This is a genomic window from Sphingopyxis sp., assembly GCF_016463645.1.
In the GTDB taxonomy this organism is placed as follows: Bacteria; Pseudomonadota; Alphaproteobacteria; order Sphingomonadales; family Sphingomonadaceae; genus Sphingopyxis.
On sequence record NZ_JAEMQX010000251.1, the window covers coordinates 1 to 2,031 of the forward strand.

Here is a 2,031-nt window from a genome sequence, read left to right on the forward strand (position 1 = left end):
GGGTGGCCGAATACCGGCTGGACGTCGCGGCGGGGCTCGGGGCGCTCCGCGCCGATGCCGATGCGCCGGGGGTGAAGGACGTGCTGCGCGCGCTGGGGGCCGACGAGCCGGGATGAGCGATAGTCCCTCCCGCCGCCCCGGGTCGCTGAGGGCGGCGGGAGGGTGGTCCGTGAAGTTCGTCGCTGAAAGCGGGTTCCCGTCCCGGATCCCGCGCTAACCCCGATCGCGGCGCGCGACCGTGATCGCGATCACAGGGGCGGAAATATCGCGCGCAAGACAAAGGGCGCCGGATCGACCGGCGCCCTTCACCCTGCCCTTTAGGGAAGGCAGCCCTTGTTTCGGCCGCCTTATTTCTTGGCGGGATCGGCCGGCGGCGTGGCCGGGGCCGTGCCGGTTTCCGACGGAGCGATTTCGCCATTGTCGTCCATCGCGTTGGCCTTTTCCTCGCCCGCGGCTTCGACGGCGTCGGCCTTTTCCTCGGTCGCTTCCTTCGCCGGGCCTTCGGGCATGGCGTCGGCCTGTGCGTCGATCGCGTCGGCCTGGGCTTCGGCCTGGTCCTCGACCTTGTCGGCCTGCGGGCTCTGGCAGGCGCCGAGCGCGAGCGCCGAGGTGGCGGCGAGGGTGATGAACATCTTGCGCATATTGAGTGACTCCCAAAGTTGACTCGGGGGCTTAACGCGGGATGAACGTCAGGGTTGCAATGAAATTGACATGTGATTGAAAGTGCGCCACTTTCTTTTGAGAGCGGGAGCGTGCGGCCCTCAGCCCGCTGCCTTGAGCTTTACCCAGACCTGGACCGTCGCGGCGAATTTTCCGGGCGCCGGCGGCGTGACGTCGATGCGCTCGGCGGTGACGAGTTCGCCGGTCGCGAGGGTGAAGCTGGCCCAGGGTTTGGGCATGCGGCCGAAGCTCATCTTCTGGATCGGCTGGCCGGTGGCGGTGTTCATGATCGTAGCGGTGATACCCATGGCGCGCCGGTAGCGGGACGCCCCCGCGACTGTCCACCCGGCCGCGCAAAAAAAGAGGGCGCCCGAAGCGCCCTCCCTGTTTCTGGTCCGGTCCCGCGGCCCTCAGAAGCGCTGTTGGCGCTCGTACAGGTCGCGATAGTGCTGGATGCGCGTGACGCGCAGCCCGGGCATGCCGCTGCGGTCGATCGATCGCTGCCAGCCGGCAAATTCCTCGAGGGTCAGCCCATAGCGTTCGCACGCCTCGTCGACGGACAGGAGCCCGCCGTTGACGGCCGCGACGACCTCTGCCTTGCGGCGAACGACCCAGCGGGTCGTCGTCGACGGGGGCAGCGAGTCCAGCGTCAGCGGTTCCCCGAGGGGGCCGATAACCTGTGCGGGCCGGATTTTCTGATTCTCGATCATGCTCATTCCATATTTGAAACGTCGGAGGGGGGTGTGTCCGACGCGTTCGGCTTTAAAACAGAGGGATTCAACATCGACTGAAATCCTCTGGTAAACAGGCTGTTCATAGTTTCGGGCAGGGCGTTCACATCGTCGGACAGATCGAAGAAGCGAACGACCCGCGACGCTTTTTGTTCCGTTTTGGCGGGCGCCCCGCAAAGAATCCGGCTGACCGCGTTAAGCCTTGCCGCATGCGCGTCGCGCTGCGCCTGCGTCCGCAGCCGCCGGACTGTCGGCAGCGCCGCCTGACGCGCGCCCGACACGGCGAGGATGATGTCGAAGCCGGGCTTCGACAGTCGGGCCGCTCCGGCGATGCGCGGAAGATTTGACGGATCGAGGTTCATGCGACTCGTCTAGCCCACAGGAGCTAAGGTCCCGTAAATGCCCGTTTCAGTCCCTGTTAGCGAAGCTTAACCCGCGTCAATATCTTGACAGCGGCGGCGGAAAAGCTGGTATTTCGGGGGCCGCATCCCTAGATGACGCCGACCATGATCGAGACGATTTCCTCCCCCGCCGGGCTCGCCCGGGCCGACTTTCAGCTCGCTTCGCCGCTGAAGGACCGGCGAATCGTCGTCGCGATGTCGGGCGGAGTCGACTCGAGCGTCGTCGCCGCGCTCGCCGC

At 66.2% G+C, this 2,031-nt stretch carries 4 protein-coding genes and 1 pseudogene; 1 reads left to right on the top strand and 4 read right to left on the bottom strand.

Annotated elements, in window-relative coordinates; all coding sequences use genetic code 11:
* Positions 1-347: 347 nt before the first annotated feature.
* From JHC57_RS22210 to JHC57_RS22225, 4 genes are all read right to left on the bottom strand, one after another.
* A complete protein-coding gene (locus JHC57_RS22210) occupies positions 348-641 on the bottom strand; it encodes a hypothetical protein (protein ID WP_294032730.1) in 294 nt (97 codons plus the stop codon).
* A gap of 120 nt (positions 642-761) precedes the next feature.
* Positions 762-968, bottom strand: a complete 207-nt coding sequence (locus tag JHC57_RS22215; RefSeq protein WP_294032731.1) for a hypothetical protein — start codon at positions 966-968, stop codon at positions 762-764.
* Between the two features lie 102 nt (positions 969-1,070).
* Complete coding sequence (locus tag JHC57_RS22220) at positions 1,071-1,370, bottom strand: DUF1153 domain-containing protein (RefSeq protein WP_037554894.1); 300 nt, start codon at positions 1,368-1,370, stop codon at positions 1,071-1,073.
* 2 nt (positions 1,371-1,372) lie between these two features.
* A complete protein-coding gene (locus JHC57_RS22225) occupies positions 1,373-1,753 on the bottom strand; it encodes a hypothetical protein (RefSeq protein ID WP_294032732.1) in 381 nt (126 codons plus the stop codon).
* 132 nt (positions 1,754-1,885) lie between these two features.
* On the opposite strand from JHC57_RS22225, the pseudogene JHC57_RS22230 reads away from it, so the two are divergent.
* A pseudogene (locus JHC57_RS22230) lies at positions 1,886-2,031 on the top strand (tRNA 2-thiouridine(34) synthase MnmA); the annotation flags it as partial.